The 17120-nt window shown below is 71.2% G+C and carries 17 protein-coding genes; 12 read left to right on the top strand and 5 right to left on the bottom strand.

What is annotated here, in order from left to right:
* Positions 1-2 precede the first annotated feature (2 nt).
* Together ACFFGE_RS11705 and ACFFGE_RS11700 are read right to left on the bottom strand one after the other, a co-directional pair.
* Entirely contained in the window at positions 3-500 is a 498-nt protein-coding gene (locus ACFFGE_RS11705; protein ID WP_376836580.1) for a group I truncated hemoglobin, read from the bottom strand.
* Entirely contained in the window at positions 500-1381 is an 882-nt protein-coding gene (locus ACFFGE_RS11700; RefSeq protein ID WP_376836579.1) for a DUF3034 family protein, read from the bottom strand. The genes ACFFGE_RS11705 and ACFFGE_RS11700 overlap by 1 nt, the downstream gene beginning before the upstream one ends.
* Positions 1382-1535: 154 nt before the next feature.
* Here ACFFGE_RS11700 and ACFFGE_RS11695 point away from each other — a divergent pair, with 154 nt between their 5' ends.
* Together ACFFGE_RS11695 and ACFFGE_RS11690 are read left to right on the top strand one after the other, a co-directional pair.
* Complete coding sequence (locus ACFFGE_RS11695) at positions 1536-2150, top strand: cupredoxin domain-containing protein (protein WP_376836578.1); 615 nt, start codon at positions 1536-1538, stop codon at positions 2148-2150.
* A complete protein-coding gene (locus ACFFGE_RS11690; protein WP_376836577.1) occupies positions 2147-4375 on the top strand; it encodes a putative bifunctional diguanylate cyclase/phosphodiesterase in 2229 nt (742 codons plus the stop codon). The genes ACFFGE_RS11695 and ACFFGE_RS11690 overlap by 4 nt, the downstream gene beginning before the upstream one ends.
* A gap of 3 nt (positions 4376-4378) precedes the next feature.
* On the opposite strand, the gene prmC is transcribed toward ACFFGE_RS11690, so the two are convergent.
* Positions 4379-5239, bottom strand: coding sequence for a peptide chain release factor N(5)-glutamine methyltransferase (prmC, locus tag ACFFGE_RS11685; RefSeq protein ID WP_376836576.1), 861 nt, complete (start codon positions 5237-5239; stop codon positions 4379-4381).
* Positions 5240-5310: 71 nt separating this feature from the next.
* On the opposite strand from prmC, the gene ACFFGE_RS11680 reads away from it, so the two are divergent.
* Complete coding sequence (locus ACFFGE_RS11680; RefSeq protein WP_376836575.1) at positions 5311-6537, top strand: YihY/virulence factor BrkB family protein; 1227 nt, start codon at positions 5311-5313, stop codon at positions 6535-6537.
* Here the strand turns inward: ACFFGE_RS11680 and ACFFGE_RS11675 are convergent.
* Together ACFFGE_RS11675 and ACFFGE_RS11670 are read right to left on the bottom strand one after the other, a co-directional pair.
* A complete protein-coding gene (locus ACFFGE_RS11675) occupies positions 6534-8480 on the bottom strand; it encodes a M1 family metallopeptidase (protein WP_376836574.1) in 1947 nt (648 codons plus the stop codon). The two genes, ACFFGE_RS11680 and ACFFGE_RS11675, sit on opposite strands and share 4 nt — an antisense overlap.
* A 52-nt stretch (positions 8481-8532) precedes the next feature.
* Positions 8533-9801, bottom strand: coding sequence for a multidrug effflux MFS transporter (locus tag ACFFGE_RS11670; RefSeq protein ID WP_376836573.1), 1269 nt, complete (start codon positions 9799-9801; stop codon positions 8533-8535).
* 117 nt (positions 9802-9918) lie between these two features.
* Here ACFFGE_RS11670 and ACFFGE_RS11665 point away from each other — a divergent pair, with 117 nt between their 5' ends.
* From ACFFGE_RS11665 to yajC, 9 genes are all read left to right on the top strand, one after another.
* Positions 9919-10590 (top strand): bifunctional 4-hydroxy-2-oxoglutarate aldolase/2-dehydro-3-deoxy-phosphogluconate aldolase, encoded by a 672-nt coding sequence (locus tag ACFFGE_RS11665; protein WP_376836572.1) that lies wholly within the window; start codon positions 9919-9921, stop codon positions 10588-10590.
* Positions 10591-10670: 80 nt separating this feature from the next.
* Positions 10671-11282 (top strand): DUF2939 domain-containing protein, encoded by a 612-nt coding sequence (locus ACFFGE_RS11660; RefSeq protein ID WP_376836571.1) that lies wholly within the window; start codon positions 10671-10673, stop codon positions 11280-11282.
* A gap of 49 nt (positions 11283-11331) precedes the next feature.
* The gene (locus ACFFGE_RS11655; RefSeq protein WP_376836570.1) at positions 11332-11883 is read left to right on the top strand and encodes a DUF2939 domain-containing protein; all 552 of its coding nucleotides are present in this window, start codon (positions 11332-11334) and stop codon (positions 11881-11883) included.
* Positions 11884-11892: 9 nt separating this feature from the next.
* Complete coding sequence (locus tag ACFFGE_RS11650; protein ID WP_376836569.1) at positions 11893-12246, top strand: phage holin family protein; 354 nt, start codon at positions 11893-11895, stop codon at positions 12244-12246.
* Positions 12247-12469: 223 nt separating this feature from the next.
* Positions 12470-13888 (top strand): serine--tRNA ligase, encoded by a 1419-nt coding sequence (serS, locus tag ACFFGE_RS11645; protein WP_376836568.1) that lies wholly within the window; start codon positions 12470-12472, stop codon positions 13886-13888.
* 123 nt (positions 13889-14011) lie between these two features.
* Positions 14012-14797, top strand: a complete 786-nt coding sequence (gene surE / locus ACFFGE_RS11640; RefSeq protein WP_376836567.1) for a 5'/3'-nucleotidase SurE — start codon at positions 14012-14014, stop codon at positions 14795-14797.
* A complete protein-coding gene (locus tag ACFFGE_RS11635; RefSeq protein ID WP_376836566.1) occupies positions 14794-15438 on the top strand; it encodes a protein-L-isoaspartate(D-aspartate) O-methyltransferase in 645 nt (214 codons plus the stop codon). The genes surE and ACFFGE_RS11635 overlap by 4 nt, the downstream gene beginning before the upstream one ends.
* Positions 15439-15681: 243 nt before the next feature.
* Positions 15682-16671 (top strand): peptidoglycan DD-metalloendopeptidase family protein, encoded by a 990-nt coding sequence (locus ACFFGE_RS11630; RefSeq protein WP_376836565.1) that lies wholly within the window; start codon positions 15682-15684, stop codon positions 16669-16671.
* A gap of 107 nt (positions 16672-16778) precedes the next feature.
* Positions 16779-17093, top strand: coding sequence for a preprotein translocase subunit YajC (gene yajC / locus ACFFGE_RS11625; RefSeq protein ID WP_376836564.1), 315 nt, complete (start codon positions 16779-16781; stop codon positions 17091-17093).
* Positions 17094-17120: the final 27 nt, after the last annotated feature.

Raw genomic sequence — 17120 nt, 5'->3', positions numbered from 1 at the left:
GATCAGCGGGTCACCGTGTCCGGTCGCATCGGCGCCAGTTTGGCCAGGAAGCGGTTCTGCTGGCGGAACGGCACGCCCTGGTCGCGCATCGCCGCCTGCAGGTGCTCGACCAGGATGGCGAAGTCCGAAGCCTGAAGCCCGATATCGTCGTGGGCGTCGGCCATGGAGCGGCCGGTGTACACACAGCCGCCCCCCAGGATGTAGCAGAACTGCTCCTTCAGGGTGCGGCGCAGCCGGACCATGTCGGTCGCCGCGAAGATGTCGGCCGTGCGCGGGTCGGCGACCGACGCGTCCAGCGTCTGATCGACGATGCGGGAGACGCCCTCCGTCTGCCCGAAGGCCAGCCACATCTCCGTGCCCTCGAAGGGCGTCGCCCCGGCGTTTTCGGGGGCGGGAACATAGGGCTCCACCGCCTCCTCGCCCGGCATGTGATGAGGCTCCTGCGCCAGGGCCGGCGAAGCGGCGGCCAGCAGGACGAGGGCGAAGGGAAGCGCGCGCATCAGAAACCCACCTGCAAGGAGAGATAGAGCCCCCGCTGGTCCTCGAAGGTCGCGACCGACCCGAGGTCCACGTAGGCGGCGGTGACGGACACGGCCTTGTTCGGCGCCCAGGCGACGAAGACGTCCGCGGCGTCGTCCTCCTCGGCGAAACCGAGGTTGTCCGGCCGGGTGCGGTACTCCGCGCCGACGACCCAGTTGGGCGACAGGAGGTAGCCGACCGATCCCTCGAACTGGGCGGTGCGATCGGCCTCCTGGTCGCCGCCGAAGCCCAGCAGACCCGTCTGGTTGGCGTTGGTGAACCGCACCGCGCCAGAGACCAGCAGGCTCTCGGCCAGAAACAGCTTGGTGGCGGCGACGTAGAGGTCGGTCCCCTCGTCGTCCTCGCCGCCGACGGCACCGATGACGGCGCCCTGGTCGGCGACCTTGTGCTGAACCCCGACGGCCACCTGCGGCAGCCAGGTGTCCGACGCATAGACCGCGTCGCCGAACAGCTTGACCTTCAGACCGTAGACGTCCTGTCGGAAGGTGAAGCCCTGGCCGAGGCCGAGCGCGGCGCCCGTCGCGCCGGTGTCGAACTCCTGGCGCGTGTAGGACAGCTCCACCCGATCCCAGAAGGCGACGGCGGCGCCGTATGCCGTGAGCTCATAGTCCGGCAGGTTGACGTAGGTGGCGTGGACGTTGCCGCCGACGCCGTCCTGGGCGCCGTAGCCGGTGGTCACCGCCCAGGTCGCCAGACCGCCGCCGCCCGCGCCCTCGAGCGCCGAAACGCCGCCGGTGAGCAGGAGCTTGCCGCCCGGGCGGTTCTCCGGCAGCCGAACCTGGGCCTGCGCCGCCTGCGCGAGGAGGACCGCAGCCAACGCCAAGCAGAGTGAGACGCGCACCCGACCCTCCGACAAAGCTTCGTCGGGCCGAGAGATGGGGTCGAATGGTTAAGCGAAGCAGAACGCGTTCGCGCGCGCCAAGTCTTTGTGCAACCGCAGGTTTTGTCCGACTTGTTTACCCGATCTTGAGTGGCTGCGGTCTATGCGGGAGGGCATGAAAACCCTCGCAGCGATCATCCTGTTGCTTCTGACCGCCACACACGTCGTGGCGGGCGATCTGACGGTCAGCGTCCGCGACGCGCAGGGACGACCGGTGCGCGACGCCGTGGTCACGGTCCATCCGGCCGCGGGCGTGCGCGGGCCCGTCCGGTTCTCGTGGCCGCTTCGCATCTCCCAGCAGGACATGCAGTTCCAGCCCTACGTCCTGGTGGCGCCGGTGGGGCAGGCGGTCAGTTTCCCGAACCTCGATCGCGTGCGCCACCACGTCTATTCGTTCTCGCGCGGGAACAGGTTCGAGATCGAGCTCTATGGGCGGGACGAGACCCGCAGCCACACCTTCCGGTCCACGGGCGTCGTGGCCATCGGCTGCAACATCCACGACCAGATGCTGGTCTATGTGAGGGTCGTCGACACGCCGTACGCCGCCAAGACCGGAGCCAACGGCGACGTCGTCCTGCAGGATGTGCCCGCAGGCGCCGCGACCCTGCGCGTCTGGCATCCCAATCTGAACGTGCGCGGCAACGAGACCTCGCGTCAGATCACCGTCGCGGCCGCCGCCGGCCGGCAGAGCGTGTCGGGCGACTTCAGCGGGCGGGCGTCCGTCCGGTGATCCGTTTCCGGAACCTTCGGTCGAAGCTGACGGTCCTCTACATGGGGCTGTTCGGCCTCGCGCTGATCCTGACGGCCATCGCCGTGGTGACGGCGGTCACGCGCAGCGCCGAACGGATGGTGCGCGCAGAGCTGATCGCGACCGGCGAGGTCTACGACCAGATCTGGAGCGCGCGCTCGGAGCAGCTGCGCCAGGGGGCGGCGGTCCTGGCCCAGGACTTCGGCTTCCGCGAGGCGGTCGCGACCGGCGACGATCCGACCGTGCAGTCGGCGCTCGCCAACCTCGCCGCGCGCCAGGGGGTCGAAGGGGCCCTGCTGATGCTGACCGACGGGCACGTGGTCGCCGAGGGCGTCCAGCTGGACGACGCGGCGCTCGACGCGCTGTGGGCCGCGCTCGACGGCGGCGAGCGGGACGACGGCGTCCTGAGAGTGGAAGGCCAGGAACATCAGGTCGTGGCGGCGCCGATCCGCGCGCCGGTGCTGCTGGGCTGGGTGATCTTCGTACAGCGTCTGGACGCCGCGCAGATGCGCGAGCTGGAGGGCCTGTCGGCCATCCCGCTGGAGGCTCGCATCGCGCCGGCGGCCGCCGAGGCGCGGACCCAGCCGATGATCGCCGACGGCCGGATGTCCCTGGCCCGTCCCCTGCCGAGCTTCGACGCCGACGGCGCGGAGCTTCTGCTGGCCTACCCGATGGCCAAGGCCATGGCGCCCTACGGCCTGCTGTTCGCCTGGCTGGGCGTGATCGCGGTCGCGGGCGCCGGGATGATGCTCGCCGGGACCTGGCTGCTGTCGCGCACCATCACGCGGCCGATCCAGGCGCTCGACGACGCCGTGCACCGGCTCCAGGCCGGCGAACGGGCCGAGGTCGAGGTGGCGTCGGACGACGAACTGGGCCGGCTGGCCCACAGTTTCAACCGCATGGCGGGCGCGATCCGCGACCGAGAGGACAAGCTCAACCACCTGGCGCTGCATGACCATGAGACGGGACTGAGGAACCGCCTGGCGCTGGAGCGCGCGCTCGCGACCCAGCCGGGCGCATGCGTCGTCGTGCTTCAGGTCGCACGGTTCGACACGGTGCGGGCCGCCGTCGGGCATGACGCGGCGGCGCAGCTTCTGACCCAGCTCGGCGCCCGGCTTCAGGCGATCACCGAGGACGCGCCGGCCCGGATCGCAGCGGGCCTTCTGGCGCTGCGGGTCGAGGGCGAGACCGACCAGGCCCTGGCCTGGGCGCGCCAGGTGAGGGCGGCGGTCGAGGGATCCTTCATCGTCAACGGCGCTCCGATCGATGTTCAGCTCATCATCGGCGTGGCGGGCCCCGCCGAGCAGACGCGCAACCTCTCGCTGATCGACCGGGCGGTGGTGGCGGTGGACCAGGCGGGTCTGGGCGCCGAGCGCGCGGCCGCTTTCGACGCCGAGGCCTATGGAGACCCGTCCGGCAATCTGTCGATCATCGGCGACCTGATGCGGGCGCTGGACAACGGCGAGTTCTCGCTCAGCTATCAGCCCAAGTACGATCTGCGCGACGGGCGCATCACGGGCGTGGAGGCCCTCGCCCGTTGGACTCACCCCCAACGCGGCTTCGTCTCGCCGGACGTCTTCATCACCATCGCCGAGGAGACCGGTCACATCCGCCAGGTCACCGACTGGGTGTTGCGCCGGGCGATCGTCGACCAGCAACGTCTCGCCGCCGACGGCGTCGAGCTGGAGATGTCGGTCAATATCTCGGGACGACTGCTGGGCGACGCGGCCTTCGTGAAGGCCGCGCTCGACCTCGCGAGCGGCGCTTCCGGCAAGCTCTGCCTGGAGATCACCGAGACGGCCGTGATCGACAACGCCGACGCCGCCATCGCGGCGATCGAACGCTTCGCGGAGGCGGGCGTGAAGATGTCGATCGACGACTATGGATCAGGCCTGTCGTCGCTGGCCTATCTGAAGCGGCTGCCGGCCAGCGAGCTGAAGATCGACAAGGCCTTCGTGATGAAGATGGACGCCGCCTCGCGCGACGCCCTGCTGGTCAAGTCGACCATCGACCTGGCGCACGCCCTGGGGATGCGGGTCACCGCCGAGGGGGTGGAGACGGACGCCGCGCTGGCGCTGCTGAAAGGCATGGGCTGCGACATGGCCCAGGGCTATCTGATCGCCCGGCCCATGAGCGTCGAGGCGCTCGTCGAGATGCTGGCGGGAGCCGGCTCCGCGGCGCCGAAGCCCCGGCGCCGGCGGGCCTGAGGCTCAGCCCGCGCGGGGATCCGGGCCGTTGGTGATCACCCGATCGCGATCGCCCAGATCCCGGACGATCTTCGCCTCGAGGCCCGCCGCCTCGAACAGCGCCCTGACCGCAGGCCCCTGATCCCAGCCGATCTCGACCGCATAGGTCCCGCCGGGCTTGAGGATGCGCGCGATCTCCGGGGCCAGGGCGCGATAGGCGTCCAGTCCGTCCGCCCCGCCGTCCAGAGCCAGATGAGGGTCGTGGTCCCGCACCTCCGGATCGAGCCCCGGAATCTCGCCCGAGGGGATGTAGGGCGGGTTGGAGACCACCACGTCGAAGCTGTCGTCGGCGAAGCCCGCCGCCCAGTCCGTGCGGATGAAGGTGGCCCGGCCGTCCAGGTCGAGGTTCGCGGCGTTCTCCCGCGCCACCGCGAGGGCCTCGGACGAGACGTCCGTGCCGACGCCCCTGGCCGCCGGGCGCTCGGCGAGAAGGGCCAGCAGGATCGCGCCGGAGCCGGTCCCCAGATCGCAGGCGGTGAAGCTGTCGCGCTCGGCGCGGGCCTTCAGGATCACGTCCAGGATCACCTCGGTGTCGGCGCGGGGGCTGAGCACGTCGGGCGTGACGTTGACCAGGATCTTCCAGAACCCCTTGCGGCCCAGGATGCGCGAGACCGGCTCGCGTCGCAGCCGACGCTCGACCATGGCGTCCAGCGCCTGAAGCTGATCTTCCGGCACGGCGCGATAGGGATCGGTCAGGATGTCCAGCCGGCTGGCCCCGGTCGCGGCCTCGAGCAGCAGGCGGGCGTCGATGGCGGGGCTGTCGATGCGGCCGGTCTTCAGGCGGCCTTGCGCGGCCTTCCACGCGGTGAGCAGGGTCTCGGACATGGGCGCTCCATGCCGCGCCGTCCGACGGGGATCAAGCGGAACGGGGAGGCGCGGGTCTCGTTGAGGAGACGATGGCGAAGCTGAACCTGACGGGACCGATCGTGCGGCTGATCGGATCGGTGGCGACGGGGCTGGCGCTGGGCGCGGCCGCGACGCACCTGCTGCACACGCGCGGACGCCTGACCCAGGTCGGCCTGTCGGCGAAGGCCGAGACGGACGCGGCCACGGAAGCGGAGGAGGACCCGGGGCCCGTCTCGCCCGAGGGGCACGAGGCCCGGGACCCCGGCCGGGGCCGGTCCGCCCATCGCCCCCACCACATCCCGCTGAAGGGCTGGCTCGACATCCTGTGGCGCTGGGCGGGCAGCTATTTCGGCGACCGGGTCGGCTTCGTGGCCGGCGGGGTGACCTTCTTCATCGTCCTGGCGCTGTTTCCGACCTTCGGGGCCTTCGTCACCGTCTATGGCCTGTTCGCCGATCCGGCCGAGGCGTGGGCGCGGCTGCAGTTCCTATACGGCTTCTTCCCGCCGAGCGTCGCCGAGTTCCTGGGCGGGCAGATGCAGCGGCTGGCGCTCAACTCCAGCGGCGAGCTGACCTTCACCCTGGTGTGGACGCTGGTGCTGTCGCTGTGGGCGGCGAACAACGGGGTGAAGACGCTCTTCTACGGTCTGAACGTCGCCTATCACGAGGTCGAGAAGCGCAACCTCGTCCGCTACAACCTGATCTGCTTCGTGTTCACCCTCTCCGGCCTGGCGGCGGTGCTTGTGACGTCGCTGCTGGTGGTGGGCGTGCCGCTGGCGCTGGGGCTGCTCGGCCTGGCGGAGGAGTGGGCCGATCTGGCGCCGCTGAGGTGGATTCCGCTGTTGCTGTTCTATGTGACGGCGCTGACGCTGATCTATCGCTACGGGCCGTGCCGGGCGCATGCGCGCTGGCGCTGGCTGACGCCGGGCGCGGTTCTGGCGGCCCTGGCGAGCCTGGGCGTGTCGGGCGTCTTCAGCTGGTATCTGCAGACGTTCGTGCGGACCGACAGCTACGGCCCGCTGGCGGCGGTGATGGGCTTCCTGCTCTGGACCTGGCTGTCGGTGCAGGTGATCCTGATGGGCGCCGAGCTGAACGCCGAGATCGAGCACCAGACGGCGGTCGACACGACCACGGGGCCGCCTGAGCCGCTTGGCCGGCGCGGCGCGGTCATGGCCGACACCGTGGGGCCGAGGCGCGGCTCACCCGCGGCGCTGGCCTTCACGCTCAAGCACGCGGAGCGGCTGGCGAGCCGCGTGCGGGGGCGCAGGACGTCCGCCTAGCCCTCCCAGCCCAGCAGCTGGTCCACCGACCCGGTCGTGACCGGGTGATACAGAGGCCGCGCCTCTCGGTAGATGCGGGTGGCCAGCGGTCGGCCCCAGTCGCCCTCGTTCCACAGGGTGGTGAACAGCGGCAGGACGAACTTGCGACGGCCCATCTCGAGCAGGAACCGCTCGGCGCTGACGGCGGCGGGCTCGTATCGATGCGCCAGGCCGATCTGCAGCCAGTCGAAGCGGACCTCGGCGTTGCCTTCGTCGGACAGGTCCAGCGCCTCGTCCAGCGCGGCGAGCTGGGCAGGCGTCAGCCAGTCCTGACCGGCCTGGAGGCCCTCCGGCCGCCAGCCGAGGAAGCGCTGGCGCTGCTGCGTGTTCCACTGATCCCACAGCGCGCGCGGCGGCGCCGCGCCTTCGGCGAAGACGGCGCGGGCGGCGGCGTCCACCGGCTGGAAGGCGTCGGACACCGGCGGGATCCAGTTCGACGGCATGCCGGGCCGATAGATCCAGGCCTCCATCATCAGCTGCGCCTCCAGCGCCGCGTCGCCCTGGACGAGGTGGGCGCGGATGTCCTCCAGGAACCGCTCGGTGGTCATGGGCCGGAAGGCGTTGCGCTCGAAATAGCCGCGCAGCCAGGCGTCGAACCGCTCGCGCCCGACGATCCGCTCGATTGTGCGCAGGAAGGCGGCACCCTTCTCATAGGCGACGTCGGTCAGCCCCTCGTCCGGATCGCGTCCGACGAGCTCCAGCTTCAGCCGGGTGTCGGCCGGCGGCAGGGAGGCCAGGGTGTCCTGAAGCGAGTCCCAGCCCAGCACCTGTTCCTGGAGCGCCCGGTCGCGGCCGTAGACCGCCTCCATGATCCGGTTCTCGAAATAGACGGTGAAGCCCTCGTTCAGCCAGAAGTCGTCCCAGGTGGCGTTGGTCACCAGGTTGCCGGACCAGCTGTGGGCCAGCTCGTGCGCCACCAGGCTGACCAGCGAGCGGTCGCCGGCGACGATCGTCGGCGTGGCGAAGGTCAGGCGCGGATTCTCCATGCCCCCGAACGGGAAGCTGGGCGGCAGGATCAGCAGGTCGTAGCGCCCCCAGATGTAGGGGCCGTAGAGGGCCTCGGCCTCGTCCACCATCTCGGCGGTCGGGATGAACTCGCGGTGCGCGGCGGCCAGCTCGGAGGGTTCGGTGAAGACGCCGGTCCGCTCGTCGATCGCCTCGAAGGCGATGTCGCCCGCGGCGATGGCCATCAGATACGGCGGCACCGGATTGTCCATCCGGAAGCGCCAGGCGCGCAGGCCCGGACCGGCGGGCTCGCCGTCCGGCGTCAGATGCTCGGCGCTCATCACGACCTTCAGCGTGTCCGGCGCGGTGATCCGGGCGGAATAGGTCTGGCGGATACCGGGGCTGTCCTGGGTCGGGACCCAGGTGCGCGTCAGGATCGCCTGGCCCTGGCTGAACAGATAGGGCAGACGGCCGCCCGCCGTCTGGGCAGGATTGAGCCACTGCAGCGCCGCCGCGTCCGGGCGGGTGGCGTAGTCGACGACGATGCGCCGCGTCTCGCCCGCCGCCAGCGGTCGACCCAGCTGAATCGTCAGGGCCTGGCCGAGCAGGGGATCGTCGGCACCTAGGCCGAACTGAAGCGGCGCCCCCCCGGCGTCGCGGACCGCGCGGATGTCGAGGTCGCGGGCGTCCAGGATGATCTCGTCCGCTCCGGTCTGGCCGGTGATCGACAGGGTCGCCGTCCCGGACAGGCGCTTCGCCTCGAAGTCGGCGGCGAGGTCCAGCGCCACGTCGACGACGCGGGCGATCTCGGGGCGGGCGTGGGAGTGGACGTCCCTGACGTAGTCGACGGGGCGGGCGGCGGGGGTCGCGGCCATCGGGCTCTCCTGAACGGGCGGGGTCGCGCAGGCGGCCAGGGTCAGGGCGGCGACGGCGCAGGCGGACAGAAGGACGCGGGACATGATCGGCTCCGGACGGCGAGGGGGCGCAGACCACCCCGCCGGAGCGCAAAGATCAAGCTTTGCCGTCCGCCCCGACCGGCGGCAGGTGCCGGGCCACGAACAGCCGCCCGCGCTCGGCCCACAGCACGAAGCCCAGCGCGACCACGCCCATGACCACGAAGCCGGTCGTCATGGGGATCACCGTGCCGTCGAACTGCTGGCCGATTCCGAAGCCGAGCAAAGCCCCGCCCAGGGTGGAGATCACCCCCTGAACCGAGGCGGCGGTGCCGGCGATGCGACCCATCGGCTCCATCGCCATGGCGCCGAAATTGCCCGCGATCAGGCCGAAACAGAACATGGTCAGGGCCTGCATGACCGCGAAGGTCCAGACGGTCTCATGGCCCGCGAGCGCGATCGCCGTGTGCGCCGCGGGCAGGGCGATGAAGCCCATGAGCGCGGCGTGGGAGATCAGGCGTGTCCCCAGCTTCTCCACGAAGCGCGCGTTGACCAGAGAGGCCACCGCGATCGCGCCGGCGATGGCCGCGAAGATCAGCGGGAACAGGTCCGGCAGGCCGAAGGCGTCGAAGAAGATCTGCTGCGAGGAGTTGATGAAGCCGAACAGCGCCCCGGACACCGCCGTCATGGCCAGGGTGTAGCCCATGGCCGTGCGGTGGGTCAGCACCTCCAGGAACCCTGCCAGCAAAGGCGCGATCCGGAGCGGCCGGCGGTTCTCCTCGGCCAGGGTCTCGGGCAGCCTCAGCGCGATCCAGGCGGCCACCGCAGCGCCCGCCAGCCCGAGCACGCCGAAGATCCACCGCCACGGCCCGACCAGCAGAACGGCGGCGCCCACGCTGGGGGCCAGGATCGGCACGCCCAGGAAGACGAGGAAGCTCAGCGACATGACCCGGGCCATGGTCCGGCCGCTGTAGAGGTCGCGCACCACCGACAGGGGCACCGCCCGGAGCGCGGCGGCGCCCAGCCCCATGCCGATGCGCGACAGGATCAGGGTCTCAAACGAAGGAGCGAAGGCCGCGAGCGCGCTGAACGCCACATAGACGCCGATGCCCGCGAGCAGCAGCGGGCGGCGACCATAGCGGTCGGCCAGCGGACCATAGATCAGCTGCGCCCCGCCGAAGCCGAGCAGATAGGCGGTGATCACCCACTGGCGGCTGTTCTCGTCCGCCACGCCCAGGGCCTCGCCGATGGCGGGCAGGGCCGGCAGCATGGCGTCGATGGCGAGCGCGTTCAGCGCCATCATCATGGCGATCAGACAGACGAACTCGGCGAAGCCCGGGCCGCGCCTCGCGACGCCGGGGGCTTGGGAGGGGGTGATCGGCGTCATGGCCGCCAGATGCGACGGGCGTGTGCGCCGCACAAGAGCCGGGCCGGTCAAATCGTGCGACGACGCTTGACGCGCGGGCGCCCAGCCCCGACGACGGGCGGGAACGGGAGACCCGCCATGACCCACAGCCGCCTGCACGTCCTCACCGCGCTGGAAGCGCAAGGCGTGTGCCCGGTCTTCTACCACGCCGATCCCGAGACCTGTCTGGAGGTCATCCGCGCCTGCGCGCGCGGCGGGGCGCCGGTGGTGGAGTTCACCAATCGCGGCGACTTCGCCTGCGACCTGTTCGGCGAGATCGCGCGGGAGCTGGCCAGGACGGACCCGGAGGTGGTGCTGGGCATCGGCTCGGTCGTGGATGCGGGCACAGCCGCCCTCTACATCAACCGCGCCGCCCGCTTCGTGGTCAGCCCGTGCCTGGTTCCGGAGGTGGCGCGGGTCTGCAACCGGCGCATGGTGGCCTACTTCCCCGGCTGCGGCTCGGTGACCGACATCGGCGAGGCGCACGAGCTGGGCTGCGAGATCGTCAAACTGTTCCCCGGCGCGTCGGTGGGCGGCGCCGACTTCGTCAAGGCGGTGAAGGGCCCGATGCCCTGGACCAAGATCATGCCGACCGGCGGGGTCGATCCGGACGAGGCGTCGCTGAAGACTTGGTTCGGCTCGGGCATCGTGGCGGCGGGCATGGGCTCGAAGCTGATCACCGACGCGGCGGTGAAGGCGCGCGACTGGGCCGGGATCGAGGCGAAGGTGCGCGAGACGGTCGAGGCGGTCCGGCGGGTTCGCGGCGCCTGACCTTCCCCCGTCGGGCGAACCGCGGTTGAGGCTGTCACAGGCCCGTGCATGATGGCGGGACTACGGCTGAAGGACCCGCCATGAAGCGCCTGATCGGCAATCTGCTCGGCCTCGCCGTGATCGCGGCGATCGCGGCCTTCTTCGCGGCGCCGGCCGTCGCCTATTTCGCCGTGCGCTCGGCCGCCGAATCCAACGATGTCGAGGCGCTGGCCCGCTTGATCGACTACCCGGCCGTGCGTCAGGGCCTGAGGCCCCAGCTGGACGGCCGGCCCGAGGCGATGGAGCCGGCGCCGACCTTCCTCGAGGATCCGATCGGGGCCGTACGCCGCCAGCTGGAGCAGACCCGCCCGGTCGAGGGGCCCCAGCCGGACGCCTATCTGACGCCGGCCGCCCTGTCCGGCCTGATGCGGGCGGAGGGGCGCTACGCCGCCCAGCGCGGGGACCCGGCGGCCGGCGAGCCCGAGGAGATGCGGGGCCCGCCGCTGCCCAAGCCCATCTACTGGGGCGTCAACCGGGCCCGCTTCGCCGTGGAGGACGAGGGCGGCTCTCGGACCATCTTCAGCTTCCAGCGCACCGGCCCCTACGACTGGCGGCTGACGCACATCGGCCTGCCCGACGGGGCGAACCCGGTCGCCGGGCCGCCCGCGCCCGGGGCGCCCGCCGCTCCCACGCCGCCCGCGCCGGCCCGTTGACGGCAACCCCTGCTTGGCCCCAGCCTTGCGGCGAGGGCAGGGAGGTTTCATGAGTCGCAGGACCGTCTGGCTGGTGGTCGGCGCCGCCGTCATCGCCGCCGTCGTCTACGCCGCCTCGCCGGTGCTGGCCGCGCGCCAGCTGGTGGCGGCCGCGCGCGCCGGCGACGAGGCGGCGCTGGAGCGGCGGGTGGACTTCCCCGCCTTTCGCGAGAGCCTGAAGGCCGAGCTGAACGCCCGCCTGATGGCCGAGATGCGCGCGGAGGAGGACGGCGCCGGCCGCGCCCTGGCCCTGCTGTTCGGGCCGGCGCTGGTGTCGGGGATGGTCGACGCCTTCGTGACGCCCCAGGCCATCGCCGCCATGGTGCGCGACGCCGAGCCGCCGGAACCGGACCCGGACGCTGCGAGACCGCCCGCCGAGCCGCCCGCCGAGGATGACCGGCGGGTGCGACAGGCCTACGGCTTCCGCGACCTGAACACCTTCACCGTGACCCTGACGCGCGAGGGCCGCGAGGACGATGCCGTGGTGCTGTTGATGGAGCGGCGCGGCGTACTGGACTGGAAGCTGGCGGGCGTCGATCTGCCCGACCGGCCGGTCGGATAGGAGAGGACGATGGAACGTTTCCTGCTTCAGGCCGTGGTGACGGCCCTGGGTCTGTGGCTTGCGGCCGAGCTGGTGCCGGGCGTGGCCTTCTCCGACACCACGACCCTGATCATCGCCGCGGTGCTCTTGGGGCTAATCAACGCCATTGTGCGGCCGATCCTGGTGGTGATCACCTTCCCGCTCACCGTCATCACCTTCGGCCTGTTCCTGCTGGTGGTGAACGCCGCGACCATCGGGCTGACGGCGGTGTTCCTGGACGGCTTCCAGGTCGACGGCCTGTGGCCGGGCGTCGGCGCCGCGATCGTCACCGGCGTGGTCAGCTGGATCGCCGGCTCGCTGATCAGCGACGAGAAGAAGAAGTAGTCCCTTCTCCCCTCGTGGGAGAAGGTGGGCGTCGGAGGCGCTCGGATGAGGGGGCTCTGTCGGTTCGCAGGCCGTCAGACGGTGAGTGGGCGGACACAGCCCCCTCATCCGTCATGCTTCGCATGCCACCTTCTCCCGCGAGGGGAGAAGGACGTCGGGGTTGTTTGATCGGCGGCGCGGGCGCGGGTAAGGCAGGCGCTCCTCCTGACCCGAAGCGCCCGCCATGCACGACATCAAAGCCATCCGCGACACCCCCGACGCCTATGTCGCCGGCTGGTCCGCGCGGGGGATGTCGGCTGACGAGGCCAAGGCGACCGTGGAGCGCATCCTGGAGCTGGACCGCGCCCTGCGCGCCGCCCAGACGGCGGAGCAGGAGGCGCTGGCGGCCAGGAACGCCGCCTCCAAGGCCATCGGCGCCGCGATGGGCAAAAAGGACATGGCCGAGGCCGAGCGCCTGAAGGCCGAGGTCGAGGCGCTCAAGAGCAAGATCGCCGCCGCCGAGGCCGACGAGCGGCGCCTGGCGGGCGAGCTGAAGGACCTGCTGGCGGGGCTGAAGAACCTCGCCGCCGCCGACGTGCCGGACGGCGAGGACGAGGCGGGCAACGTCCAGGTGGGCGAGGCCTGGGGAACGCCCCGCACCACCGGCCCGGCCAAGGATCACGCGGACCTGGGCGAGGCGCTGGGCCTGCTCGATTTCGAGGCGGCGGCGCGGATGTCCGGCGCGCGGTTCGCGGTGCTGAAGGGCCGGCTGGCCCGGCTGGAACGCGCCATCGGCCAGTTCATGCTGGACATGCAGGTCGACCGGCACGGCTACCAGGAGGTCAATCCGCCATTCCTGGTGCGGGACGAGGCGATGTTCGGCACGGGGCAGCTGCCGAAGTTCAAGGAAGATCTCTTCCGGATCGGCACAGATTGGAACGAGGTTCACAAGCTCATTCTGGAGCACCCCCATGCGCTGGAGGGGACGGCGTTCCCGGCGTATCCCAGTGAACTTGAGTTTGAGATCGCGGTTGCACGCTACTCAGCCGATCGCCGCTACCTCATCCCCACCGCCGAAGTCTCCCTGACCAACCTCGTGCGCGAGCAGATCCTGTCGGAGGACGAGCTGGCCCAGCCGATGCGGCTGACGGCGCTGACGCCCTGCTTCCGGGCCGAGGCCGGGTCGGCCGGGCGCGACACCCGCGGGCTGATCCGCCAGCACCAGTTCTCGAAGGTCGAGCTGGTCTCCATCACCCGGCCCGAGGACTCCGAGGCCGAGCACGAGCGCATGACCGAGTGCGCCGAGGCCGTGTTGAAGGCGCTGGAGCTGCCGTTCCGGCGCATGCTGCTGTGCAAGGGCGACATGGGCTTTTCGGCGCGGAAGACCTATGACCTGGAGGTCTGGCTGCCGTCGCAGGGGACGTATCGGGAGATCAGCTCCTGCTCCAACTGCGGGGACTTCCAGGCCCGGCGCATGGACGCCCGCTTCAAGCGCGCCGGCGAGAAGAAGACCGAGTTCGTCCACACCCTGAACGGCTCCGGCCTGGCGGTCGGGCGGACCCTGGTGGCGGTCATGGAGACCTATCAGGACGAGGGCGGACGGATCGCGGTGCCGGAGGCCCTGAAGCACTATATGGGGGGAATCAGCCATGTGGGCGGGTGACATCGTCCCTTCTCCCCTTGTGGGAGAAGGTGGCCCGCGCAGCGGGTCGGATGAGGGGTGTCGCCGCCGACGTGCGACCCCTCACCCCCGCCCCCTCTCCCACAAGGGGAGAGGGCAATCCTGATGCGCATCCTCCTGACCAACGACGACGGGATCGAGGCCGAGGGGCTGGCGGCGCTGGAGCGGATCGCGCGGACCCTGTCGGACGACGTCTGGACCTGTGCGCCCGCGGTGGAGCAGTCGGGCAAGGGGCGGGGGATCACCCTGACCGAGCCGTTGCGGGTGAACCGGCTTGGCGAGACGCGGTTCTCGGTCACCGGCACGCCGACGGACTGCGTGGTGCTGGCGGTCAACGACCTGATGCCGTCGCCGCCCGATCTGGTGCTGTCCGGCGTGAATCGGGGCCACAACGTCGGCGAGGACGTCAGCTATTCCGGCACGGTGGCGGGCGCGCTGCAGGGCATGGCCTTCGGCATCCGCTCGATCGCGCTGAGCCAGAGCCTGGAGCGGTTCCACGACGAGGTGGTCGCCCACTTCGAGACCGCCGAGGCCTATGCCCCGGCCATCATCCGCCGCCTGCTGGACCAGACATGGGCCGAGGGGGTGGTGATGAACCTGAACTTCCCGGCCTGTGCGCCGGAGGCGGTGACCGAGGTCGAGGTGACGCGCCAGGGCTTCCGCGACCTGGGCGAGATGCACGCCATCAAGCGCACCGACCTGCGCGGCCGCGACTACTACTGGATGAGTTTCCGGGGGGCCAAGCAGGAGCATCCGGAGGGCACCGACCTGCGCGCCATGGACGAGGGCCGCATCTCGGTGACGCCGCTGCACATCGACCTGACGCACATGCCCTCGATCCACGATCTGAAGGGCGTTCTGGGCGGCGCCCCGCCGAAGGCGGTGGCGTGAACCTCAACAACGACCGGGCCGGGCGTCTGATCCTGTCGCTGCGCCAGCGGGGGGTGACCGACCCGCGCGTGCTGGCGGCGATGGAGTCGATCGACCGCGCGGTCTTCGTGCACGAGAAGTTCCTCGACCAGGCCTGGGAAGACCAGGCCCTGCCCATCGACTGCGCCCAGACGATCAGCCAGCCCTACATCGTCGGGCTGATGACCCAGGCGCTGGATGTCCAGCCGCGCCACCGGGTGCTCGAGATCGGCACCGGCTCGGGCTACCAGTGCGCGGTGCTGAGCCGGCTGGCGCGCTACGTCTATTCCGTCGAGCGTTACAGGAGCCTGCTGGTCGAGGCGGAGGCGAAGCTGCGGACGCTGGAGATCGACAACGTCATCACCCGGCACGGCGACGGGGGCCTGGGATGGCCGGAACAGGCGCCCTTCGACCGGATCATGGTCACCGCCGCCAGCCCGCACGAGCCGACCGAACTTCTGAAGCAGCTGAAGCCGAACGGCGTGCTGGTCTGCCCCGTGGGACGCACCTCGGTGCAGATGCTGAACCGCTACGTCGGCCAGAGCGACGGCAGTTTCCGCCGCGAGAGCCTGAGCGAGGTGCGCTTCGTCCCGCTGGTGGAGGGCACGGCGAAGGAGCCGTGATGACGGGCCGGCGTCTCCTCCCCCTCGCCGAGGGGGAGGGGGACCACTAAGTGGTGGAGGGGGCGACCGGGAGCGTCGGCGCTTGACCTCGCCCCCTCCACCGCCTGCGGCGGTCCCTCTCCCCCCGCCGTGCGGGGGAGGAGATCACAGACCGCTCTCGCCCAACTTTCGCGCCGTTTACCGCGTTGGCTGAAACGATAGGGTGGGGCGAACGATTCGCGCGATGATCTCAGGAGGGGCGGCATGACCCGCGACGGCTGGCTCAGGACGACGGCGCTGGCGGCCTTGGGAATGACGGCGGCGGCGTGCTCGACCTACCCGGACGCGCCTCGCTATCCGATCCGGCCCGTGCCCCCCGGCGGCGCCTATCCGCCGGCGGCCGCGCCCGCGCCCGCAACCAGCCCCTATGTCTACACCCCGCCGGCGGACACCCTGGGGACGGCCGCGCCGGTCCCCGCGGTCGAAGGCGGGGCCCTGCCGCCGGCCGCCGGGGGCTCCGCCCTGCCGCCGGCCAACCCCGCGCCCGCCACCGGCGCGACGGGCCTGGGCCTCGTCTACCAGCTGCAGGCGGGCGACACCGTCTCGGGCGTGGCGCGCCGGTTCCGGGTGCCGGTCCAGACGCTGATCGATCTGAACGCGCTCGGTCCGCGCGGGGACGTCAGCGCCGGGCGCACGCTGCGGCTGCCCGACGGCGCGATCGACGGCGGGGTGGACCCCTATGCGACCGGCCCGTCGCCGGTGGGGGTGGAGGTGACCAACGCCGGCACGCCCGCGCCGCCGCCGCCGCCCGCGCAGCCCCGGCCGGCGTCGCCCGCTCCCACGCCGTCCCCGGCGCCCGCGGGCGATGCGGTCTTCACCTGGCCGGTGCGGGGCGAGATCGTGCGCCGCTTCGGCCCGGTGGGGGTCAGCGAGCGGAACAACGGCATCAACATCGCCGCGCCGCTCGACACGCCGGTGGTGGCCGCCGCCGGCGGTCGCGTGGCCTATGTCGGCGACGATCTGGTGGGGCAGGGCCTGACGGTCCTGATCGTCCATGCGGACGGCTGGCGCACCGTCTACGGCCACCTCGGCTCCGCGACCGTGCGCGACGGCGACCAGGTGCGCGCGGGCCAGCAGATCGGCACGGTCGGCGAGACGGCCGGCGACGGCCGCCCCTCGATGCACTTCGAGACCCGGCGCATGCGCGGCGACGATCCGGTGGCGATCGATCCGACGACGGTGCTGCCGAGGTAGCGCGCGACGTTCGCGCGCCCCCGCATTGCATCCGCCCGCGCTCGGCCCTAGGTTCCGCGCCTCTTTTTCAGCGGCGCGCGGGGGCGCGCGCCCGACCGGAGTGATCCATGACCCCGACCGCTGACGGCGGCCTCACCGCCGCGATCGTGCAGTTCCTGCCGTTCATCCTGATCTTCGTACTGTTCTACTTCCTGCTGATCCGTCCGCAGCAGAAGCGGGCCAAGGCGCACCAGGAGATGATCAAGGCGCTGAAGCGCGGCGATCAGGTGGTGCTGTCGAACGGCATGGTCGGCAAGGTCACCCGCGTCGAGGAGGCCGAGGCGATGGTGGAGATCGCCCAGGGCGTGAACGTCAGCGTGATCAAGTCGATGATCGCCGAGGTGCGCAACCGCACCGCCGTCGCCGCCAACGACCGCAAGTAACGTCGCGCGAACAAGGCCCAGGGTTTC

It is taken from the genome of Brevundimonas balnearis (genome assembly GCF_042434805.1).
In the GTDB taxonomy this organism is placed as follows: Bacteria; Pseudomonadota; Alphaproteobacteria; order Caulobacterales; family Caulobacteraceae; genus Brevundimonas; species Brevundimonas balnearis.
This window is presented reverse-complemented; position numbering and strand designations above follow the sequence as displayed.